The sequence below is a fragment of the Sphingomonas sp. 3-13AW genome (assembly GCF_049311085.1).
GTDB lineage: Bacteria > Pseudomonadota > Alphaproteobacteria > Sphingomonadales > Sphingomonadaceae > Sphingomonas.
Genome location: NZ_JASNVZ010000034.1, coordinates 1 through 20,541 on the forward strand (window position 1 = coordinate 1; position 20,541 = coordinate 20,541).

The 20,541-nt window shown below is 67.4% G+C and carries 19 protein-coding genes; 9 read left to right on the forward strand and 10 right to left on the reverse strand.

What is annotated here, in order from left to right:
• The coding region (locus QP045_RS20130; protein ID WP_422516792.1) for a short-chain fatty acyl-CoA regulator family protein at window positions 1-476 on the forward strand (476 nt) is incomplete at its 5' end.
• Between the two features lie 107 nt (window positions 477-583).
• The gene (locus tag QP045_RS20135) at window positions 584-1,273 is read left to right on the forward strand and encodes an EAL domain-containing protein (protein ID WP_422516793.1); all 690 of its coding nucleotides are present in this window, start codon (window positions 584-586) and stop codon (window positions 1,271-1,273) included.
• Window positions 1,274-1,281: 8 nt separating this feature from the next.
• Here the strand turns inward: QP045_RS20135 and QP045_RS20140 are convergent, their stop codons facing one another.
• From QP045_RS20140 to QP045_RS20150, 3 genes are read right to left on the reverse strand one after another with little or no spacing between them, the layout of a single operon-like run.
• The gene (locus tag QP045_RS20140) at window positions 1,282-2,229 is read right to left on the reverse strand and encodes an aldo/keto reductase (RefSeq protein WP_422516794.1); all 948 of its coding nucleotides are present in this window, start codon (window positions 2,227-2,229) and stop codon (window positions 1,282-1,284) included.
• Window positions 2,226-2,408 carry a hypothetical protein gene (locus QP045_RS20145; protein ID WP_422516795.1) on the reverse strand — a complete coding sequence of 61 codons (183 nt, stop codon included), beginning with the start codon at window positions 2,406-2,408 and terminating at the stop codon, window positions 2,226-2,228. Before QP045_RS20145 ends, QP045_RS20140 begins: the two co-directional genes overlap by 4 nt.
• Window positions 2,409-2,412: 4 nt before the next feature.
• Window positions 2,413-2,766 (reverse strand): hypothetical protein, encoded by a 354-nt coding sequence (locus QP045_RS20150; protein WP_422516796.1) that lies wholly within the window; start codon window positions 2,764-2,766, stop codon window positions 2,413-2,415.
• Window positions 2,767-2,903: 137 nt separating this feature from the next.
• Here QP045_RS20150 and QP045_RS20155 point away from each other — a divergent pair, with 137 nt between their 5' ends.
• The 4 genes from QP045_RS20155 to metH all read left to right on the forward strand — a co-directional run bounded on the left by QP045_RS20155 (window position 2,904) and on the right by metH (window position 8,651).
• Window positions 2,904-3,863, forward strand: a complete 960-nt coding sequence (locus tag QP045_RS20155; RefSeq protein WP_422516797.1) for an ArsR/SmtB family transcription factor — start codon at window positions 2,904-2,906, stop codon at window positions 3,861-3,863.
• A complete protein-coding gene (gene metF, locus QP045_RS20160) occupies window positions 3,860-4,801 on the forward strand; it encodes a methylenetetrahydrofolate reductase [NAD(P)H] (RefSeq protein ID WP_422516798.1) in 942 nt (313 codons plus the stop codon). The genes QP045_RS20155 and metF overlap by 4 nt, the downstream gene beginning before the upstream one ends.
• Before the next feature lie 26 nt (window positions 4,802-4,827).
• Complete coding sequence (locus QP045_RS20165) at window positions 4,828-5,874, forward strand: homocysteine S-methyltransferase family protein (RefSeq protein WP_422516799.1); 1,047 nt, start codon at window positions 4,828-4,830, stop codon at window positions 5,872-5,874.
• A gap of 104 nt (window positions 5,875-5,978) precedes the next feature.
• The gene (gene metH / locus QP045_RS20170) at window positions 5,979-8,651 is read left to right on the forward strand and encodes a methionine synthase (protein WP_422516800.1); all 2,673 of its coding nucleotides are present in this window, start codon (window positions 5,979-5,981) and stop codon (window positions 8,649-8,651) included.
• A 9-nt stretch (window positions 8,652-8,660) separates the two neighbouring features.
• Here the strand turns inward: metH and QP045_RS20175 are convergent, their stop codons facing one another.
• Complete coding sequence (locus QP045_RS20175) at window positions 8,661-9,857, reverse strand: MFS transporter (RefSeq protein WP_422516801.1); 1,197 nt, start codon at window positions 9,855-9,857, stop codon at window positions 8,661-8,663.
• A 124-nt stretch (window positions 9,858-9,981) separates the two neighbouring features.
• Here QP045_RS20175 and alr point away from each other — a divergent pair, with 124 nt between their 5' ends.
• Entirely contained in the window at window positions 9,982-11,010 is a 1,029-nt protein-coding gene (gene alr / locus QP045_RS20180; RefSeq protein WP_422516802.1) for an alanine racemase, read from the forward strand.
• Here the strand turns inward: alr and QP045_RS20185 are convergent.
• The 4 genes from QP045_RS20185 to QP045_RS20200 form a co-directional block, all read right to left on the reverse strand.
• Window positions 11,005-11,994: a 2OG-Fe(II) oxygenase gene (locus QP045_RS20185; protein WP_422516803.1), complete on the reverse strand. Its 990-nt coding sequence runs from the start codon at window positions 11,992-11,994 to the stop codon at window positions 11,005-11,007. The genes alr and QP045_RS20185 overlap by 6 nt on opposite strands.
• A gap of 66 nt (window positions 11,995-12,060) precedes the next feature.
• Entirely contained in the window at window positions 12,061-15,153 is a 3,093-nt protein-coding gene (locus QP045_RS20190) for a TonB-dependent receptor domain-containing protein (protein ID WP_422516804.1), read from the reverse strand.
• A gap of 251 nt (window positions 15,154-15,404) precedes the next feature.
• Window positions 15,405-16,580 (reverse strand): acetyl-CoA C-acetyltransferase, encoded by a 1,176-nt coding sequence (locus QP045_RS20195; RefSeq protein WP_422516805.1) that lies wholly within the window; start codon window positions 16,578-16,580, stop codon window positions 15,405-15,407.
• A 45-nt stretch (window positions 16,581-16,625) separates the two neighbouring features.
• Window positions 16,626-17,696, reverse strand: a complete 1,071-nt coding sequence (locus tag QP045_RS20200) for an alpha/beta fold hydrolase (protein WP_422516806.1) — start codon at window positions 17,694-17,696, stop codon at window positions 16,626-16,628.
• Window positions 17,697-17,709: 13 nt separating this feature from the next.
• Here QP045_RS20200 and phaR point away from each other — a divergent pair, with 13 nt between their 5' ends.
• Window positions 17,710-18,282: a polyhydroxyalkanoate synthesis repressor PhaR gene (phaR, locus tag QP045_RS20205; protein ID WP_422516807.1), complete on the forward strand. Its 573-nt coding sequence runs from the start codon at window positions 17,710-17,712 to the stop codon at window positions 18,280-18,282.
• Between the two features lie 33 nt (window positions 18,283-18,315).
• Here the strand turns inward: phaR and QP045_RS20210 are convergent, their stop codons facing one another.
• Window positions 18,316-19,122, reverse strand: coding sequence for a class I SAM-dependent methyltransferase (locus QP045_RS20210; RefSeq protein ID WP_422516808.1), 807 nt, complete (start codon window positions 19,120-19,122; stop codon window positions 18,316-18,318).
• 49 nt (window positions 19,123-19,171) lie between these two features.
• Between QP045_RS20210 and QP045_RS20215 the strand changes: the two genes are divergently transcribed.
• On the forward strand, window positions 19,172-19,357 hold the full coding sequence (locus tag QP045_RS20215; RefSeq protein ID WP_422516809.1) for a hypothetical protein: 186 nt from the start codon (window positions 19,172-19,174) through the stop codon (window positions 19,355-19,357).
• A gap of 1 nt (window position 19,358) precedes the next feature.
• Here the strand turns inward: QP045_RS20215 and QP045_RS20220 are convergent, their stop codons facing one another.
• Window positions 19,359-20,537, reverse strand: a complete 1,179-nt coding sequence (locus tag QP045_RS20220) for an aspartyl protease family protein (protein WP_422516810.1) — start codon at window positions 20,535-20,537, stop codon at window positions 19,359-19,361.
• Between the last annotated feature and the right edge of the window lie 4 nt (window positions 20,538-20,541).

Sequence of the window (20,541 nt, forward strand, 5' to 3'; positions counted from 1 at the left end):
GGGTGGGGGCGCGCGGGCTGGCCTTTTGCCTGCTCAGGATCGACCGCGCGGGCCAGGTGTCGAAACGGTTTGCCGGGATGAGCGCGTCGCCGATCGCGGACGCTCCCGGCCTGTGTCCGCTGTGGAGCGCGTTCGAGGCGTTTGCGCGTACCGATGCCGCGGTGACCCAGCTGATCGAGCTGGAAGACGGCAGTCGCTGGTTCAGCTGGTCGCATGTAGTCCACCCGGCCGTCGGCGAGGTCTCCGGGGTCCGCGCCCGCTATGCGATCGCCCTGCTGCTGGCGGCCGACCAGGCACGCGGATGGGCGGCGGCACGCGGCACGGAGTTTGGCGGTGAGGCCGTGGGCATCGGCCTTGGCTGTCGCGCGTGCACGCGGCGCGACTGCGGCCAGCGCTCGGCGCCCCCTGCCGGCCACGCGCTGCTGGTCAACGAGCGCGAGGGCGGGGTGACGCCGTTCGCCTTTGCCGGCGATTGATGCACGGGTTGCTAAGACTTCTCAGCGCATAGCGAGGCATGACCCGATCGCTTCCCGGTGGATGCAGCGGCTGTCGCGATGGACAGGCGCTCGAGTTCCGCATTTCCATGGCTTTTCAGCCGATCGTCGACCTGCGTACCGGCCGCCCCTGGGCCTATGAGGCGCTGGTCCGTGGCACCGAGGGGGAGGCGGCGGCAAGCGTGCTGGCGCAGGTGACGCCCGAGAACCGCTATGCCTTCGACCAGCGCTGCCGGGTGGTCGCGATCGAGCGGGCGGTTGCGGCAGGGCTGCTGCAGACGGACGCGCGGCTGTCGATCAACTTCCTGCCCAATGCCGTCTACTCGCCCAAGGCGTGCATCCAGCTGACGCTTCAGACGGCGCAGGCCACCGGCCTGCCGACCGACCGGCTGATGTTCGAGTTCACCGAGAACGAGGAAATGGCCGATCCCGACCATGTTCTCGACATCGTCGAAAGCTATCGGGAGATGGGCTTTGCGACCGCACTTGACGATTTCGGCGCGGGCCATGCCGGCCTCACCCTGCTGGCGCGCTTCCAGCCGGACGTGATCAAGCTGGACATGGCCCTGCTGCGCGGGATCGACGAGAGCGAGCCGCGCCGCCTGATCGTGGAGAGCATGGTCGGCCTGTGCCGCAGGCTCGGCGTCACCCTGGTCGCCGAAGGGATCGAAACACCCGGCGAACTCGCTGCGGTGCGCGCGCTCGGCATCGAGCTGGTGCAGGGCTATTTGCTGGCAAGGCCGGCGTTCGAGGCGCTGCCGCAGCCGGTTTTGGGCTGAGCCAGGGCTTACGCGCCGGCGTTGGTCAGCCGCTCCAGCTGGTCCTTGCTGAGCTCCAGGTCCCAGGAACCGGTCAGTTCCTCCACCTGCTCGACACTGGTGGCGCTCGCGATCGGTGCGGTCACGCCGGGCTGGGCGGCGAGCCAGGCGAGCGCGATCTGGGGAAGGCTGGCGCCGGTCTCTGCCGCGACCACATCCATCGCCGCGAGCACCGCCGCGCCCTTGCCCTCCAGCAGGTCGGCCATGCCGCGGCCGCGCACGCTCTTCGACAGGTCGTCGCGGCTGCGATACTTGCCGGTCAGGAAGCCTCCTGCGAGCCCGAAATACGGGGTCACGGCGATGTTGTGCGTGATGCACAGGTTCTGCAGCTCACCTTCGAACTTATGGCGGCTGACGAGATTATACTCGGGCTGGAAGACGTGGATCTGCGGGAGCGCTTCGCGGGTGGCGATCTCGATCGCAGACTTCAGCCGCGCTGCGTGGAAGTTGGATGCGCCGATCACGCGGACTTTGCCGGCCTCCACCAGCCGTGCGAAGGCGGCGAGATAATCCTCCTGGCGGACGGCGTCATCGTCCTGATGCGCGAAATAGACGTCGATATAGTCGGTGCCGAGCCGCTGCAGCGACGCTTCCAATGCGGCGGCAATGCGCGTGGGGGCGAGCTTCTCGCCGCCTTCGCCCGGCAGCATCCCGACCTTGGTGGCGATCAGCACCTGATCGCGCTTGCCCGACGCCCTCAGCCACTCGCCGATTACCGCCTCGGACTCCCCGCCGAAGTGGCCGTCGATCCATGCCGAATAGACGTCGGCGGTGTCGATCATCCGTCCGCCGCGCTCCACGAATGCGTCGAGCACCTGGAAGCTCGTCTCCTTGTCCGCTGTCCAGCCGAACACGTTGCCGCCCAGCACCAGGGGCGGGGTCTCAAGATCGGTGGCGCCAAGGGGGCGAGGGGTCATGGTGTTTCCAGGCGGTTTTCGGCCGCAAGCGCATTTACGCTCACGCTGTTCGGGGCAAGCATCTCGGCCGCTTCGTTGAGGGCACGGGCTTCGTCGGGCGTGACGGCGCCGGGGTTGCCCTTCTCCCCGCCGCAGCCCGCAAGGACCAGCGGCGCGAGAAGAAGAGCAACCCGGCGCATCAGGTTAACGCTGCAGGTCGTTGCCTACGCGTTCCAGCTCGCGACCCGTGTCGCGCTTGGCGTCATCGGCGCCGCGGTCGATTGCACGACCCGCGTCGTCGGCGCCGCGATCGATCGCGCGGCCGGCGTCGTCGGCGGTGTTCTCGATGGCACGGCCGGCGCGGTCGAGACCGTTCTCGGCATCGTCAAAGGCACGCTCGCTGGCGGTGTCGACATCGTCCACGGCTTCGCCCATGGTCGAGTTCACGTCAGCCGCTACGGCGTCGGCTGCTTCGCCGGTCTCGTTTTGTGCCTTGTCGCTGCACGCGGAAAGCGCAAAGGCGGCGGCCGCGATCGGGAGCAGTATGACCTTCTTCATGGGAGGTTCCTTCTTCATTGACCGAGATCGTCCGGGGCCGAACGCACCGGAACGTGGTTGTTTCCCTGCCGCAACGGCACTGGCCATGTCGCGCCAGAGCGTTGACCGCATATAAAGAAATCTTTATATCGCTCATCATGGCTCCTGCACTCGATATATTTCGCGCCCTTGCGGATGCGACCCGGCTGCGGATTGTAGCATTGTTGCGCTCGATGGAGCTGTCGGTGGGTGAGCTCGCGCAGGTGCTGGGGCAGAGCCAGCCGCGTGTGTCGCGCCATGTGAAAATTCTTGTCGACGCCGGCTTGGCCGAACGGCGCAAGGAAGGCAGCTGGGTGTTCGTGGCGCTGGGCGAAGAGGCGCGGGTCGCGCCGGTGCTCGCCGCGATCGACGCATGGACGCCGACAGGTGAGGACCCGTGGGGCGTTGCCGACACCGCCCGGCTTGCCGCCGTTCGCTCCGATCGCGCTCAGGCCGCCGCTGCGTGGTTCGAGGCGCATGCCGGCGAATGGGACGCGATCCGCTCGCTCCATGTCGCCGAGAGCGAGGTCGAGGCAGCCTGCGCCCGCGCGCTCGGCGCACAGCCAATCGGCACGCTGGTGGATATCGGTACCGGCACCGGCCGCATGCTGGAGCTGTTCGCGCCCCAGGCGACCTATGCACTCGGCATCGACCGCAGTTCGGAGATGCTGCGGCTCGCCCGTGCCAAGCTTTCGGAGCAGGGCCTCGACAAGGCGGAACTGCGCCAGGCCGACTTTTATCGCCTGCCGCTGTCGGATGACGAGGCGGATGCGGCGATCCTCCATCACGTCCTGCACTTTGCGCAGCACCCCGGCGCCGTGATTGCGGAAGCCGCGCGGGTGCTTTCAGCGGGCGGGCGGCTGCTGATCGTCGACTTTGCGCCGCACGAGCGGGAGGACCTGCGCACGCGGGACGCGCATGCGCGACTTGGATTTTCGGACGAGCAGATGCTCGGCTGGTTCGCCGCGGCCGGGCTCGCGCCCGTGCAGACGGAAACGCTCGAGGGCGGCGAACTCACGGTGAAGCTGTGGCTGGCGCGCAAGACTGGCGCCGCCCGGGTGGAGAGGCAGGCGGCATGACGATTTCGGTGAACCAGCTCGAGGAGGCGCGCCGCGCGCTCGATGCGCCGCTGTTCGCGGACGTGGGGGGCGACGCCGCGGTGTCGTTCGAGTTCTTCCCGCCGAAATCGGCGAAGATGGAGGAAACCCTGTGGGAGGCCGTTCGCACGCTGGAGCCGCTCGCCCCGCGCTTTGTGTCCGTCACCTACGGCGCCGGCGGCTCGACCCGCGAGCGCACCCACGCGACGGTCGCGCGCATCCAGCGGGAGACCAGCCTTGCCGCGGCTGCCCACCTGACCTGCGTCGAAGCGAGCCGCGCCGAGATCGACCAGGTGGCGGAGGAATATTGGGCCGCGGGCGTGCGGCACATCGTCGCCCTGCGCGGCGATCCGCCCGTCATCGGCCAGAAATTCCAGGCGCATCCCGATGGTTACGCCAATGCCGCCGAACTGGTCGCCGGCCTCAAGAAGCTGCACCCGTTCGAAATCTCGGTCGCGGCCTATCCCGAATGCCACCCGGATTCGGGCACCAAGGCGGCGGACCTGGACAACCTCAAGCGCAAGCTCGACGCCGGCGCCACCCGCGCGATCACGCAGTTCTTCTTCACGCCGGAAGCGTTCTTCCGCTTCCGCGACGCCGCGACCGCGGCCGGAATCTCGGCCGAGATCGTGCCCGGCATCCTGCCCGTTTCCAACGTCGCCCAGACGCGCAAGTTCGCGGGCATGTGCGGTGCCGCGATCCCGGACTGGATGGACCGGCTGTTCGAGGGGCTGGACGACCACCCGGCCTCGCGCCAGCTGGTGGCGGCGACGATCGCGGCAGAGATGTGCCGTCGCCTCTATGCCGGCGACGTGCGCCATTTCCATTTCTACACGCTCAACCGCGCCGAGCTGAGCTACGCCATCTGTCACCTGCTGGGGCTGCGGCCCAGGCCGGTGGCGGGGGCGGCAGCGGCGTGATGCCTTCGGGCGACGAAAGGCTGACCATGACTCCTCGCGAAACCCTGCTCGCCGAAGCTGCCAGGCGCGTGCTGATCACCGATGGCGCCTTCGGGACCGAGATCCAGAACTGGAAGCTGTCGGAAGCGGATTATGCCGGCAGCCTTGGCCTCAGCCATGACCAGAAGGGCAACAACGACATCCTCGCGCTGACCCGGCCCGATGTGCCGGAGTCGATTCACCGCGCCTATTTTGAGGCCGGGGCCGACATTGCCGAGACCAATACCTTTTCCGCCAATCGCATCAGCCAGGCCGACTATGGCGCCGAGCATCTGGTGCGGGACATTAACGTCGAGAGCGCGAAGCTCGCGCGGCGGATCGCCGACGAGTTCCAGGCGAAGGACGGCCGCCCCCGCTTTGTCGCGGGTGCGATCGGTCCGACCAACAAGACGCTGTCGCTGAGCCCGGACGTCAACGACCCCGGCTTCCGCGAGATCGACTTCGATCATCTCAAGGACGTCTACCGCGAGCAGATCGATGCGCTGGTAGAGGGCGGTGCGGATTTCGTGCTGATCGAAACCGTGTTCGACACGCTGAATGCCAAGGCGGGGATCATGGCCGCGATCGAGGCGGGCGATGCGCTCGGCCGCGACCTGCCGATCATGCTGTCGATGACGCTGACCGATCTTTCGGGACGCAACCTGTCGGGCCATACGGTCGAGGCGTTCTGGCACGCGGTGCGCCACGCCAATCCGCTCACCATCGGGCTCAACTGCTCGTTCGGTGCCGAGCAGTTGCGCCCGCATGTGAAGACGCTGTCGGCGATCTGCGACACGCTGATCATGGTCTATCCCAACGCGGGTCTTCCCAACGAACTGGGCGCCTATGACGAGGCGCCGGAGACGACGGCGGGGCTGGTGCGCGACTGGGCCGAGAACGGCCAGGTCAACGTGCTCGGCGGCTGCTGCGGCTCGACGCCCGCGCACATCAAGGCGATTGCGGACTCGGTGCGCGGGTTGACCCCGCGCGCGATCCCGACGCCGCCGGTGCGCACGCGCCTGGCGGGGCTCGAGCCGTTCACCATGGCGGCCTGAAGCCGCTCCGACCTATTTAGCCCGCGGCGTCGTTCGCGGGTCCAGAACCACAAGCGGTGCCGCCCAGGATCCTGGTCCCGGCGTCCGTCGGGATGACAGTGTAGATGACCCAATCCACCGCGAACTTCGTCAACATCGGCGAGCGCACCAACGTCACCGGATCGGCCCGCTTCAAGAAGCTGATCATGAACGGCGACTATGCCGCCGCGATCGAGGTTGCGCTCCAGCAGGTGGAGGCAGGCGCGCAGGTGCTGGACGTCAACATGGACGAGGGGCTGCTCGACGCGCACCACGCCATGACGACCTTCCTGAAGCTGATCCAGGCAGAGCCCGACATCGCCCGCATCCCGGTGATGGTCGATAGCTCCAAGTGGGACGTGATCGAGGCGGGCCTGAAGTGCGTGTCCGGCAAGCCGATCGTCAACTCGATCAGCATGAAGGAGGGCGAGGAGCAATTCCTCCACCATGCCCGCAAGTGCATGGCCTATGGCGCGGCCGTGGTGGTGATGGCGTTCGACGAAGTCGGCCAGGCCGACACCAAGGAGCGCAAGGTCGAGATCTGCGCCCGCGCCTATGACCTGCTGATGGGGATCGGCTTCCCGCCCGAGGACATCATCTTCGACCCCAACATCTTTGCGGTGGCGACAGGGATCGAGGAGCACAACAACTACGGCGTCGACTTCATCGAGGCGTGCCGCGAGATCAAGGCACGCTGCCCGCACGTCCATATCTCGGGCGGGCTGTCGAACCTGTCCTTCTCGTTCCGCGGCAACGAGCCGGTGCGCCGGGCGATGCACTCGGTATTCCTCTACCATGCCATCCCCGCCGGGCTGGACATGGCGATCGTCAATGCCGGCCAGCTCGACGTCTACGACACGATCGATCCGGAGCTTCGCATCGCCTGCGAGGATGTGATCCTCAACCGCGATCCCGAGGCCGGCGACCGGCTGGTGGCGCTGGCGGAGCGGTATCGCGGCACCGACGCGGTCGCCGAAAAGCAGGCGGCCGAGTGGCGCAGCTGGGGGGTCGCCAAGCGGCTCGAGCATGCGCTGGTCAAGGGCATCGATGCCCATGTCGTCGACGATACCGAGGAGGCGCGCCAGCTGTTCGCCCGCCCGATCGAGGTGATCGAGGGCCCGCTGATGGACGGCATGAACGTCGTTGGCGACCTGTTCGGATCGGGCAAGATGTTCCTGCCGCAGGTGGTGAAGTCGGCGCGCGTGATGAAGAAGGCGGTGGCGCACCTCTTGCCCTTCATCGAAGCCGCCAAGGAGCCCGGCGCCAAGGGCAAGGGCAAGATCATCATGGCGACCGTCAAGGGCGACGTGCACGACATCGGCAAGAACATCGTCGGCGTTGTCCTCCAGTGCAACGGCTTCGAAGTGGTCGACCTGGGCGTGATGGTCCCCTGGTCGAAGATCCTGGAGGCTGCGAACGAGAACGACGCCGACATGATCGGCCTCTCCGGCCTCATCACCCCTTCGCTCGACGAGATGGTGACGGTGGCCGAGGAGATGAAGCGCGCAAAGATGGTGATGCCGCTGCTGATCGGGGGCGCCACCACGTCCAAGGTGCACACCGCGCTGCGCATCGCGCCGGCCTATGACGGGCCGGTGGTGCATGTGCTCGACGCCAGCCGGGCGGTGGGCGTCGCGACGACATTGGTCAGCGACACCCAGCGCGACGATTATGTCGAGAAGGTCGCGGCCGATTATGCCGCCGTTCGCGCCGCGCGTGAGGGCAAGGGGCAGAGCGCGCTGCTGCCGATCGCCGATGCCCGCGCCGCAGGCTTCGTCGCCGACTTTTCGCACAAGCCGCCAGCGCCCGCGCAGCCCGGCATCCACCAATATGACGACTGGGATCTCGCGGACCTGCGCGACTATATCGACTGGACGCCGTTCTTCCGCGCCTGGGAGCTGGCGGGGAACTTCCCCGCGATCCTCGACGACGACGTGGTCGGGGAGAGCGCGCGCGGCCTCTACGAAGACGCGCAGAAGATGCTCGACACGATCATCGCCGAGAAGTGGCTGACGGCGCGCGGCGTTGCCGGGCTGTGGCCGTGCCACCGCGATGGCGACGACATCATCGTCCGCACCCGCCATAGCGAGGATCGGGTGAGCCCCGACGGCGCCCACTTCCCGGACGACCTGCGCACGCCAGACCTGGACCGCGCCAACGAGGCCAGCGTGCGCCTGCCGATGCTGCGCCAGCAGATCGCGAAGCGCGAAGGGCGGGCAAACATGTGTCTGGCGGACTTCATCGACCCCGCCGGCGACTGGATCGGCGGCTTTGCCGTCGGCATCCACGGCATCGACGCCCACATCGCTCGCTTCAAGGCCGACAACGACGACTATAACGACATCCTGCTGAAGGCGCTCGCCGATCGTCTTGCGGAAGCCTTCGCCGAGCGGCTGCACCAGCACGTCCGCACGACGCTGTGGGCCTATGCGCCCGACGAGCAGCTCACCAACGAGGCTCTTGTGCGCGAGCAGTATCGCGGCATCCGTCCGGCGCCGGGCTATCCCGCCTGCCCGGAACACAGCCTGAAGCCGATGCTGTTCGACATGCTGGGCGCAAGTGAGCGGGCCGGGCTGGTGCTGACCGAAAGCTTTGCGATGCTGCCGACGGCGGCCGTGTCCGGCTTCTACTTCGGCCATCCCGACAGCCAGTATTTCGGTGTCGCGCGCATAGGCCGCGACCAGCTGGAGGACTATGCCCGCCGCCGCGGCGTCAGCGTGGAGCAGGCGGAACGCTGGTTGCGCCCGAACCTCGACTGATCTGAACTGTCAGGCGGGCTGCAATACCGCGGCCCGCTTGCGCTCCAGCGCCACCGACATCGCCCAGATCGGCAGGCCGGCGAGCGCCAGGCCCGCGCCGATGGCGCCGGTCGATTCCCAGCCCCAGCCGGCGGCGATCGCCATGCCGCCGACCCAGGGGCCGATCGCATTGGCGAGGTTCAGCGCCGAATGGTTGAGCGCGGCGGCAAGGCTCTGGGCCTCTCCCGCGACGTCCATCAGTCGTGTCTGGAGCACGGTGCCGAGCGCACCGCCCAGACCGATCAGGAACACGCACGGCACGATCGTCCACAGCGACGCGGCGGCAAAGGTGTAGAGCGCCAGCATCGCCGCGCTCCACAGCAGCGTGAAGGCAACCGTGGGCATCAGCGCCCGATCCGCAAAGCGCGGCACCACGAGATTGCCGACGGTCATGCCGGTGCCGAAGACGGCGAGCACCACCGGCACCATCGCCGGTGACACGCGCGTTACCTCCAGCAGGGTGGAGGCGACATAGGTGTAGACGCAGAACATGCCCCCAAAACCCACTGCGCCGATGCCGAGCGTCAGCCACACCTGTGCTCGGCGTAGCGCCGCGAGCTCGGCGAGCGGGCTGGCGGTTCGGTCCGCCTTGTCGCGCGGCGCGAGCGCGACCAGCAGTGCGACCGTCCCGATCGCCAGCACGGCTACGACGCCAAAGCCCCAGCGCCAGCCGATCGTCTGCCCGAGCGCGTTTGCTGCGGGCACGCCCAGGATGGTTGCGACCGTCAGCCCCAGCATCACCCGCCCGACCGCCTGGGTTCGCTTCTCCGACGGGACGAGGGAGGCGGCGACCAGGGATGCGACACCGAAATAGGCGCCATGAGGAAGGCCGCTCAGGAAGCGGAACACCAGCATCCAGCCATAGGTCGGCGCAAGCGCGCTCAGCCCGTTGAACAGCGCGAACAGCCCCATCAGGCCGATCAGCAGCGAAAACCGCGACATCCGGGCGCCCAGCACTGCGATCAACGGCGCGCCGACGACCACGCCCAGCGCATAGGCGCTGATGACGTGCCCGGCGACCGGCTCCGAGATGCCGAGGCCGGGCGCGAACAGGGGCACCAGGCTCATGGCCGCGAACTCGGTCGTGCCGATCGCAAAGCCGCCGGTGGCAAGGGCAAGGTGCACCAGCGCGACGTTGCGCGCGGAAACGGGGGAGGGGGAGGCCATCGTCGCGCAGATGGGTGATGCTGCACTGCAGCGCAAGCGCAGCGACAGCAACGCCACTTCGGGAAAACGCAAGCGGCCGCTGCCACCCTCGACGCCCGCGTCCTCACGCGCTAGGCCGCGTGGCGTGACTGATGCCCCCCTTCGCCTGCGCCTCGACGGCGCGGCGCTCGTCCACAACTGGAACGCCCTTGCCGAACTGAGCAGCCCCGCCGCCTGCGGTGCCGCGGTAAAGGCCGATGCCTATGGCCTGGGCGCGCGCGAAGTCGTGCGTCGGCTTGCGGACGCGGGCTGCCGTGACTTCTTCGTGGCCAATTGGGCAGAGGCAGAGGCGATCGCCGATATCGCACCGGCAGTGTCGGTGCTGCACGGCCTGCGCGAAGAGGATCTTCCGCGCGCCCGCCAGTGGCGGCATGTCCGGCCGGTCCTCAACACCCCGCTCCAGATTGCGCGTTGGCGGGACAGCGGCGGCGGCCCCTGCGACGTGATGGTCGATACCGGCATGAACCGGCTGGGCATGGCCCACGACGCACCGATCGAGCTGTTCTCGGGCCTTGAGATCGATACCCTCATCAGCCATCTCGCCTGCGCGGACGAAGCGCATGCGATGAACGCCGAGCAGCGCGCCCGCTTTGCCATCATCGCTTCACGGGTGCCGGCAAGGCGGTACAGCCTCGCCAACAGTGCCGGCATCTTCCTGGGGGATGGCTATCGCTTCGATCTCACCCGGCCGGGCCTGGCACTCTACGGCGGCATTCCTTGTCCGGCGGCGGAGGGCGTGATCCGGCAGGTGGTCCGTCCCCAGGCGCAGGTGCTCCAGCGGCGCCGCATGCGGGCGGGGGAGACCGCCGGCTACAACGCGACCTATACGGCGCCCTCCGACCAAGAACTGGCAGTGCTCAACATCGGCTATGCCGACGGCTATGGCCGGGGATTCTCCGATACCGGGACGGTGTTCGCCGACGACATTCCGTGCCCGGTGCGCGGGCGCGTTTCGATGGACCTGCTGATCGTCGACGTCTCGGCCGCCGATGTAGCGGAAGGCGACTGGCTGACGATCGACTATGATCTCAAGCGTGCGGCGACGGCGTCGGGCCGATCTCAGTACGAACTGCTGACAGGCATGGGCAAACGCTACACGCGCGAGTGGCTATAGCGGGGCTTCGGGCCCGCGCCACGGATCGAACGGACGCGCGCGGATCCAGCGGGTCGCGAGCCACTTCGCGCCCGCGCGCACTGGCAGGCCGGCGTGGATGGACGCAGGGTCCGGCCGGCCATCGGCGGTGACATTGTCGAACATCAGCGCATCGCCCCCACGCGGCGCGACGGTAACACCGATCTTGGGAAACTGGGTCTCGCCCCCCGCAAATCCGCCGTTCAGATAGATCAGCACCGTGCGCACGCGCTGGTTGCGGACATTGGGCAGGGTGTCGAGATGCGGTCGATACTGTTGCCCCGGCCGGTACCGCAGGATCGTCAGCGCTTCCCCCTGGGCAACGTTCGTGCCGCTGATGGCGGCAATCCGCAGGTCGATCGCGCGGATGACGGGATCCTCGCGGGTCGGGCCGATCAAGGCACCGTCCGAGGTGCGGATCGGGTGCGGCACCAACTGCCCCGATCGTGGGTCGACGACGAGCGAAGGCTCCAGGAGCGGCGCGCTCGTCGCGGCAATATGGGCGCATTCCGCTTCGGTGAGGAAATTGCGGAACAGGCTGACCTGCGGCTGCCGCGAAAGAACCTCGGGCTGCGGGATCGATAAAGGGGCGCCCGAGCCGTCCAGCTGCATCGCGGCCAAGAGCTTCACCTGTTCGGCGGCCGCGGCATCGACTTCGGCGAGTGTCTTCAGCAGCGCATAGCCCAGGGGCCAGTCCGCGGGTGCGCCGGATCCGGTGACGGTAAGCGCAATTTCCAGATGTGCGGCCGCGACGTGCCGGGCTTCGCTCGCCTTGCGCAAAAGCTTGCGCGCTTCGCTCAGGTCACGGGGGAGAAGGTCGCCGGCCAGCCGCCAGATCGCGAGGCGGTACAGGGCCTCGGCATTGCCCGCGGCGGCTTCCTGGGTCGCGATTGCGATCGCTTCCCTGGCTTGGCCCCGTTCGAGCAAGCGGTCGATTTTCCCCGGTTGAGATGCGCCGTCCGTCATGGGGGCGCCGATAGCAAAGGAGCCGGTAGTTTCCTACCGGCTCCCCGCATTTCACGTTTTGGACGATTAGAACCGTGCCGACACGCCCGCGTAGAAATAGCGGCCGCGGTTGTTGTAGATGCCGCTGCCAGCGGCAGTGCCGGTCGCATAGAGCGGCGGCAGGCGATCCGTGAAGTTGTCGACACCCAGATAGAACATCGAGTCACGCGTCACGTTGAAGCCCAGACGCGCGTCCATGTAGACGACATCCGGATAGTTGATCACCGTGGCATAGTCCGCGTTCTGCGGCGGACGGCCCTGCAGCGAGTTCGTGTCCTCGTACGCGCCGAAGGTCATCTTCCCCAGGTAACGCGCCTGATAGTTGACGAAGAACTTGTCGAACGTGAAGTCGAGGTCGAAGTTGAACGCATCCTTCGGATAGCCAAGCTCGCTCATCAGACGGTTTGCACGACCAGGATTGGTCGGATCCAAGAATTCGCTGTTCTCGAACTGGTGCGTCCACACGAACTTCGCGGCGACCGAGTTGTTCTCGCCGAAACGAGTCCGGTAGCTGATCTGCGAGTCGATCCCGCGAACCTTCAGGGCAGCGTAGTTCAGCAGGGTTGCCTGCAGCGTCCCTTCGAGGATCTGGAACGGGATTTCCCCGTTGGGACCCCCGGCCGGACCCGCACGCTGGATCAGGTTGCAGAACTGGTTGTCCAGATCCGACGCGTCGTAGCAGGCGTTAACGATCTGCTGCGCCGACGGCGACGTGATCACGTCCTTCACCCGGATGTTGTAATAGTCTGCCGAGATCAGCAGGCCAGGTGCGAAGGACGGCGTAACGACCATGCCATAGGTGTAGCTGTCGGAAGTTTCTTCCTTCAGGTTCGGGTTGCCACCGCTCAGGAAGTCGAGCGAGGACTGATAGACATAGTCATAGTTGGCCGGACGGCCCGCTGCGGCGCAGTTCGCGACGCGGTTCTCGGAACCGGTTGCGATATTGCGAGCCGAGCAGGGATCGACGAAGCCAGGGGCGAAGTTCTGGCCGATCGACGAATACAGCTCCGTCAGGTTCGGTGCGCGAACCGAACGCGAATAGTTCGCACGGAAGCGCACATCGTCGACCGGCGACCATTCGCCGCCCACGCTGTACGCGAACACCGTGCTCGCCGAGCCGCGGCTGTAGTCGCTGACGCGACCCGATGCCGAGATCGACAGATTGCGAACGAACGGCAGGTCCTTCAGAAGCGGCAGGCGAAGCTCACCATATGCTTCCTTCACTTCGTAGTCGGGGAATTCGTACGGCTCGAGCGCGTTGTAGAAGGTGTAGCCTGCCTGGACGAGCGGATCCGCGCGGAAGCTCGCCGTCTCGCGACGATATTCGGCACCTACCGCGAAGGCGATCGGGCCGCCCGGCAGTTCGAACCACTTGGCCGAGTTACCCCCAACGAATGCCGAACCCACGAACTGGGTGATCTTGCCGACAGAAGTGGTGTCGGAGAGCACATAGTCGCGCGCTGCCTGGGAGATGTTGCCGGCGCCGAACGGATTGACCGGCTGACAGGCTGCGATGTCGGCTGCCAGCGTAGCCGCATTGCCGCCGAAATCGTCATACGCGCGGCTCGGATTGAGCTGCGAGCCGCACACGATGTTCCCGGTCGCAGGGTCGCGTACCGCGTCCATGCCGAGCAGCATGCGCTGGACGTTCAGGTTGCCCAGAACACGGGTGCGCTCGCGGAACTCGCCGTAGTTGGCCGAGACTTCGTAGTTCCAGTCGTCGTTGAACGTGCCACGGAAGCCGCCGACAAAGCGGTAGGTCTCACGACGCGACTCTTCGGTGCGGTTGCCGAGGTCGAGCAGGTTGCGACGAACGGCGAAGCGGAAAGAGCCGTCCGCGATCGCGGCGCGCTCTGCCTGACTGAGGGGGGCCCGGGTGTACGGGTTGGTACCGCCCAGCAGAAGCTGTTCGGTGATCGTCCCGCGTGCTGCCGCCGAAAGGAACGGGTTGTCGAGGCGCGGACGCTCGTAGAAGCCGTCCAACGTCTGGCCCTGGTAGAAAGCAGGACCGCTCGTGCCGGTGCCGACCACGTTCGTGCGAACATACTTCGCTTCGAAGAACGGGACGAACGCTTCGGACACGTCGAAGTGGCCGATCATGTTCGCGGCGTAGCGATCGAGCTGCGGTAGAAGCTGGATCAGCTTGCCCTCGCGCAGGGTTTCCCCGTTGCCGCCGACGAAGGAGCCGTTCGGTGCCAGGCCGATGCGGCCGCCGGTCTGCGGGACCAGGCTGCCATCGGGCTGGAAGAAGTAGGAGCAGGTATAGGCTGCGCCCAGCGGGTCGGTGCCGCAGCGATTGTTGCCGCCCGGGCCGAAGAGGATCAGGCCGCCGCTGGAGACGGCGGTCGAGCGCACGTCGCGGAACAGCACGCGATCGGGAATGCCGTCGCTGCCGTTGATCGAGCCTGCGCCATCGGTATCCACGACGACGAAGGCGTTGTTCTGGCGATAGGACTTGCGATCCGACGCATAGAAGTCGTTCTGACGCGCGTATTCGAGGTTGACGGCGATGTTGCCGCGGCCCTCTGCGAAGTTCTTGCCGGCGACCAGGCTTGCGGAATAAGCGCCGGCGTCGCCGTGCTCGCTGATGCCGCCCTGCGCGCGGAGACCCAGGCCTTCGTAGTTGTTCTTCAGGACGAAGTTTACGACGCCCGCGATCGCGTCCGAGCCGTAGATGGCGGAGTTACCGCCCGTCACCGTATCAACACGGTCGATCAGGTCGACCGGGATGGTGTTGACGTCGACGGACGTGGCGTTGCTCAGGATATCGCTGCCGACGTGACGGCGGCCGTTGACCAGCGTCAGCGTGCGGACGGTGCCCAGGCCACGAAGATCGAGCAGGTTCAGGCCTGCGGTGCCCAGGAAGCGGGTCGAGTTCGACTGGCTGAAGGTGCTGTTGAGCGCGGGCAGGTCGTTCAGCGCGTCGCCGATCGAGACCTGGCCGGACTGGCGGAGTTCTTCGCCGGTCACGCTCAGGATCGGCGTGACGGACTGGAGGTTCGGCGACGCGATGCGTGAGCCGGTGACGACGATCTGCTGACCTTCCGCAGGAGCCTCTTCCTGAGCTCCCTCGCTGGGGCCGGCGATGCCCGCGGTCGTGTCGGTCGAGTCTTGCGCCAAAGCAACACCCGGTACCGCGATGCTCCAAGTGGCAAGCGCGGTGGCCGAGAGAAGTCTTGAGAGATTCATGATGTGCCCCATACCCTCTGGCAGAATGCGCCAGACGGTTAGGAGCAAAAGGGAACCCGGGCCGGCTTGGCAAGGGTTACAGGGCGGGGCGAGATTATTGCGATTGTAACGTGTGACGTTACTGCAACATTAACGCAATTTTGTGTCTCTTTTCCGCCCTGAGATGATATATCCGATTAGTGTTATAGCCGCTCGACACACATGGCGATTCCCATGCCGCCGCCGATGCAAAGCGTGGCGAGTCCCTTTTTCGCGTCCCGGCGCTGCATCTCGTACAGCAGCGTGGTGAGCACGCGGGCGCCGGACGCGCCAATCGGGTGACCCAGCGCAATCGCGCCGCCGTTGACGTTCACCTTGCCCGCTGCCCAGCCCATTTCCTTGCCCACGGCGAGTGCCTGCGCTGCGAACGCCTCGTTCGCCTCAATCAGATCTAGGTCGTCGACGGTCCAACCCGCCTTTTCCAGGGCCCGGCGGGATGCGGGAACAGGGCCGATGCCCATGATCGAGGGATCGACGCCGGCGGAGGCCCAGCTGCGGATCGTCGCCAGCGGCTGGATGCCGCGACGCGCCGCTTCCTCTGCCGACATCACGACCAGCGCGGCGGCGCCGTCGTTGATGCCGCTGGCGTTGCCGGCGGTCACGGTGCCGTCCTTCTTGAACGCGGGGCGCAGGCCCGACACCGCCTCCAGCGTCGCACCGGCACGGATATATTCGTCGTCGGTGACGATGGTGTCGCCCTTGCGGCCCGTCACCGTGATCGGCGCGATCTCATCCTTGAAGCGGCCTTCGCTACGCGCCTTTTCCGCCAGGTTCTGCGAGCGGACCGCGAATGCGTCCTGCTCCGGCCGGGTCACCTGATATTGTTCCGCCAGATTCTCGGCAGTGATGCCCATGTGATAGCCGTTGAAGACGTCGGTCAGGCCGTCCTTGATCATGGTGTCGACCAGCGCGACGTCGCCCATCTTGGAGCCTGCGCGCAGCGCCTGGGCGTGGGCGGACAGCGACATGCTCTCCTGCCCGCCCGCGACGACGATCGACGCGTCGCCCGTCAGGATCGCCTGATAGGCAAGCGCAACCGTCCGCAGGCCCGAGCCGCAGACCTGGTTCACGCCCCAGGCCGGCACTTCCTTGGGCACGCCGGCGGCCATGGACGCCTGGCGCGCCGGGTTCTGGCCCTGGGCCGCAGTCAGGACCTGACCCAGGATCACTTCCGAAACATCTTCCGGGGCGACGCCGGCCTGCTCCAGCGCGGCTGCGATGACCTGCCGGCCGAGTTCATGGGCAGGGGTGGTCGCAAAGGCACCGAGGAAACTGCCGACCGGGGTTCGCTTGGCGGCGGCGATCACGATCTCGGTCATGCAGCAGTTTCCTCTCAACCATGCCGCAAGGTGCGGCCCTGAGGGCTATCTAGCCGCGGGAACCCCGCTTATCCAGTCGGCGAGTGGCTGCCACAGCAGCGCCGGCGCGCGGCTGCCGACCACCATCCCGACGTGCCCTGCCGCCACCGGATGGTGCGCGCGCAAGCCGACAGCGCTGGCGGCCGGCACGATGCGGTCTCCCTGCGCCACGAAATCAATGGACGGGCAGGCGAGGGCGTCGGGGGAGATCGTGCGGCCGTCGATGCGCCAGCCGCCGCTGCCGGGCAGGTCGGCAGCAAAGAAGCATTCCAACAGCTGGCGTCCGGCCGCATAGGTGAGGGGGGCGCCGGAATTGGCCCAATCCTCCAGCGCCACAAAGGCCTGGGCGCGGGGACTATCGGGCGCGAGTTCGCCGAACCGCTCGAACTTGGTGACGGTGCGGGCGGGGTCCATCCGCCAGAACCCGCTTTGCAGCACCTCCATTGGCACCAGCCCCAAGGCGGCGCAGGTCGGGCCGGCTCTTTCCCACAGCGCCGCGATGCGCGCCCGTGCTTCATCCCCGAAGCCGGCGAAGTGCCAGGGGGCCGCGATCAGCGTGAGACCGGCCACCGGGCGCAGCGTTGCCGCAGCCACCGCGATCGTGCCGCCCAGGCAATAGCCGACCAAGATCGGCGGCTCCGGCACCGCGTCCAGCAGCGGCAGCAGCAATTGGGTGACATGGGCGTCGATGTCCTGATCCCGATCCCCTGGCTCCGGCGTGCCCCAGTCCACCAGCATCGGCCGCATCCCCTGCCGCGCCAGCCAGCGCAGCAGCGAATTGTCGGGGGCGAGGTCCAGCACGAAAGGCGGGTTGATGAGGGAGGGGACGAACACCACCGGCCGGCCGGTTGCGGCATAGGCGTGCAACGTCGCCCGGCCGCTGCGTGCAATTGGATCGGGGAGCGGCGGCCGCGGCGGTCGCGGCGCCGCCTGATAGGCACGCAGCCCCGCCAGTGCTGCGGCGCGGCGCTCGGGTGCATCCGCAGTCTCGGTCTGCAGCATCTCCAGGAAGAGCGGCAACGGACGAGGTCCGCGTTGCAGCGCGGTAGAAAAGGATGATAACGTAGGTTCAGACATTCAGGGGTTCTGCATGAAAAAGACCGTGCCGGATGGCGGACCCGTCATCATCAAGAAATACGCGAATCGTCGGCTCTACAATACCGAGACTTCGTCCTACATCACGCTTGAGCATCTTGCGGCGATGACGCGCGAGGGACGTGATTTCAAGGTTGTGGACGCCAAGAGCGACGACGACATCACGCACAACGTGCTGACCCAGATCATCATGGAAGAGGAAAGCCGCGGGCAGACGATGCTGCCGGTCAGCTTCCTGCGCCAGTTGATCGCGCTCTACGGCGACTCGATGCAGGCGATGGTGCCCGGCTATCTGGAAGCGTCGATGGACAGCTTCCGCCGCAACCAGGAACAGTTCAAGTCGGCGGTCGAGGGCGCCTTTGCCAACTCGCCGTTCGCCAACTCGCCCTTTGCCGAGATCGCCAAGCGCAACATGGCGATGTTCGAGGCCGCAACCGCGGCGTTCAAGGCGGGCGCCGCTAACGACAGCGCCGCCCCGGTGCAGGCAGAAGGAAGCGAGAGCGAGATGCATGCCTTGCGTGCCGAACTCGCCCGCCTGCAGGAAAAGGTCGACAAGCTCGCGAAGTAAAAGGGGGCGGGGCGCATCACGCCCCGCCGCCACTCAGCGCGGCTTGACGAAGCGGAGCGTCATCCGGTCGCTCTCCCCGATCGCGGCATATTTCGCGCGGTCGGTATCCCCCAGCCGGTAGGTCGGCGGCAGCGTCCACACCCCCTGCGGCCAATCGGCGGTGTCGCGCGGGTTGGCATTGACCTGCGACTTGCCCGCAAGCTTGAACCCGGCCTTCGTCGCAAAGCCGATGACCGAGCTTTCCTTCATATAGCCGCTCTTCTCCTCGGCCGCGGCATCGCGCCGCTCGGGCAGCCGGTGCTCGACAACGCCCAGCGTGCCGCCCGGCTTGAGCATGCGGAACATCGCGTCGAACATGGCCTGTGCCTGATCCGCGCCGCCGAAGCGCCAGTTGTGGACGTTGCGGAAGGTCAGCACGACGTCGGCGCTGCCATCCGGAACGGTCGCGTCACCCGGCTTTGCCGGGAAGCCGGCGATCCGCACCTTGCCGTACCGGGCGGCGTCCTTTGCCTGGAGCGCCTGCACGCCCTTCGCGCCGTTCGGCAGCGGGGCGGCCGCGTAATAGGCGCCGGTGCGCGACAGATAGGGTGCGAGGATCTCGGTGTACCAGCCGCCGCCGGGCCAAACCTCCACCACCGTGTCGCTTGGCTTCACCCCGAAGAAGGCGAGCGTCTCGGCCGGATGCCGATAGCGGTCGCGCGCCACGTTGGTGGGCGTGCGGGCGGGCGAGGCGATCGCGGCGGCCGTCGCCTGGCGCGGCGTTTCGGGACGCGCGAGCGCGCCTGCTGCAAAGGGGGCCGCGGCAACAGTGACGGCAAGGATCGGGAGCATCGGGCGCATCGGGTCCTCCAAAGGTGACGAAGCGATGTTGTGCGGCTAAGTGGGACGGATGCAAGCGGGACTTTGGAGCGGCGCGGCCGCATTGGCGGCAGTGGCGGTGGCAAGCGGGGTTGCCGACGCGCGACGCGCGCGCCGGCACGACCTCGACCGGGTGGGGGTGATGCCCTGGCCTGGCATTCAGATGGCGGCGATCCTGTGCGCCGTGATCCTGGGCGCGCTCGCCCTCACGGGGTGACCTAGTAGAACTTCGCGAGCGTCAGCGTGCGGTCGGTGCCGTCGCACAGGCCCAGGCGAACCTTTCGCCCTGGCAAATCCGCGGACCAGCTGAGGTCGGCAGCACCGGCGGCGGTCTCCCGCACCGGGGCGCCGTCGATCTGGCAGATCTCTTCCCCCGGGCGCCAGCCGGCGCGGGCGGCGGGGCTCCCGCGCATGACGTGGAGCACGCTGAGCCGGTTGTGCTCATAGCCGAGCAGGAGCCCGCTGGTCGAACGCGGTGGCGCGCTGGCCTCTCCCCCGGCACGCGCCAGGAGGAGCCGGCCCGCGCCCGGATCGAGCAGCACGCGGAACCGCTGCAGGAAGCCGACGCCGATCCGGCTCGGGATGCCGGTGCGATCGACGAAGTCCTTGCCCTCGATCCGCAGCTCGACCTCGGGCGCAGCCGTGTCGCCCACGCGCACTGCGTCCGTCACCGTGAGGTCGGCTTCCACCGGGCCGGCGAGGCCGTAGGAGACGGTGGAGGTGAGCGGGCGCCGCGGCAAGCGGGCGGTGCGCCACTGGTCGGTGGTGACGCTGACGCTGGTCCCGTCCCCGGTATCGACCATCACCGGGCGCAGCGACTGGCGGCCGAGCCGTGCCTCGGTGACATAAAGGCCGTCCGGATTGCGCGATAGCGGCGCATGCGCGCCCGCAAACGGCTGGGCGCCGCTCGGCAGCAGGCGGAAGCGGCGCTGTTCGAAATCGATGTCCAGCGCATAGGGGAGGAGCAGGTCGGCGCCGATCAGCGCATCGACGGGCAGGCCGTCTCCCGTCTGGGCTTCCGACAGGTCCAGCATCGCCATGGCCCGTCCGGTGCTGCGCAGCCCCGCGATCGACAGGCGCTCGACTCGAGTCCAGCCGATTGCCATGTCTCCGCCCAGTGCCGATGCGGTCCCACGCCGCTGGGGCTTCAACCGGGCGGCGCGGGCGAAGGCCGTGCTGACGATCGAATGGCTGACACCCGTGTCGAGCAGGGCGCTCGCAGGACGCCCCTCGATCTTCATTGCGAAGCGGATGTGGTTGGCGGGGGTCAGTTGGAACGGGACCCAGCGTTCGGCACTATCCCTGGCCAGCGTCTCCACGGCGGAACGCGGCGCCTGGCTTGCGGCGAGCGGCGATACGGCCAGGGCCGCCGCGAAGAGGGCGAGCGCGATGCGCATGGCA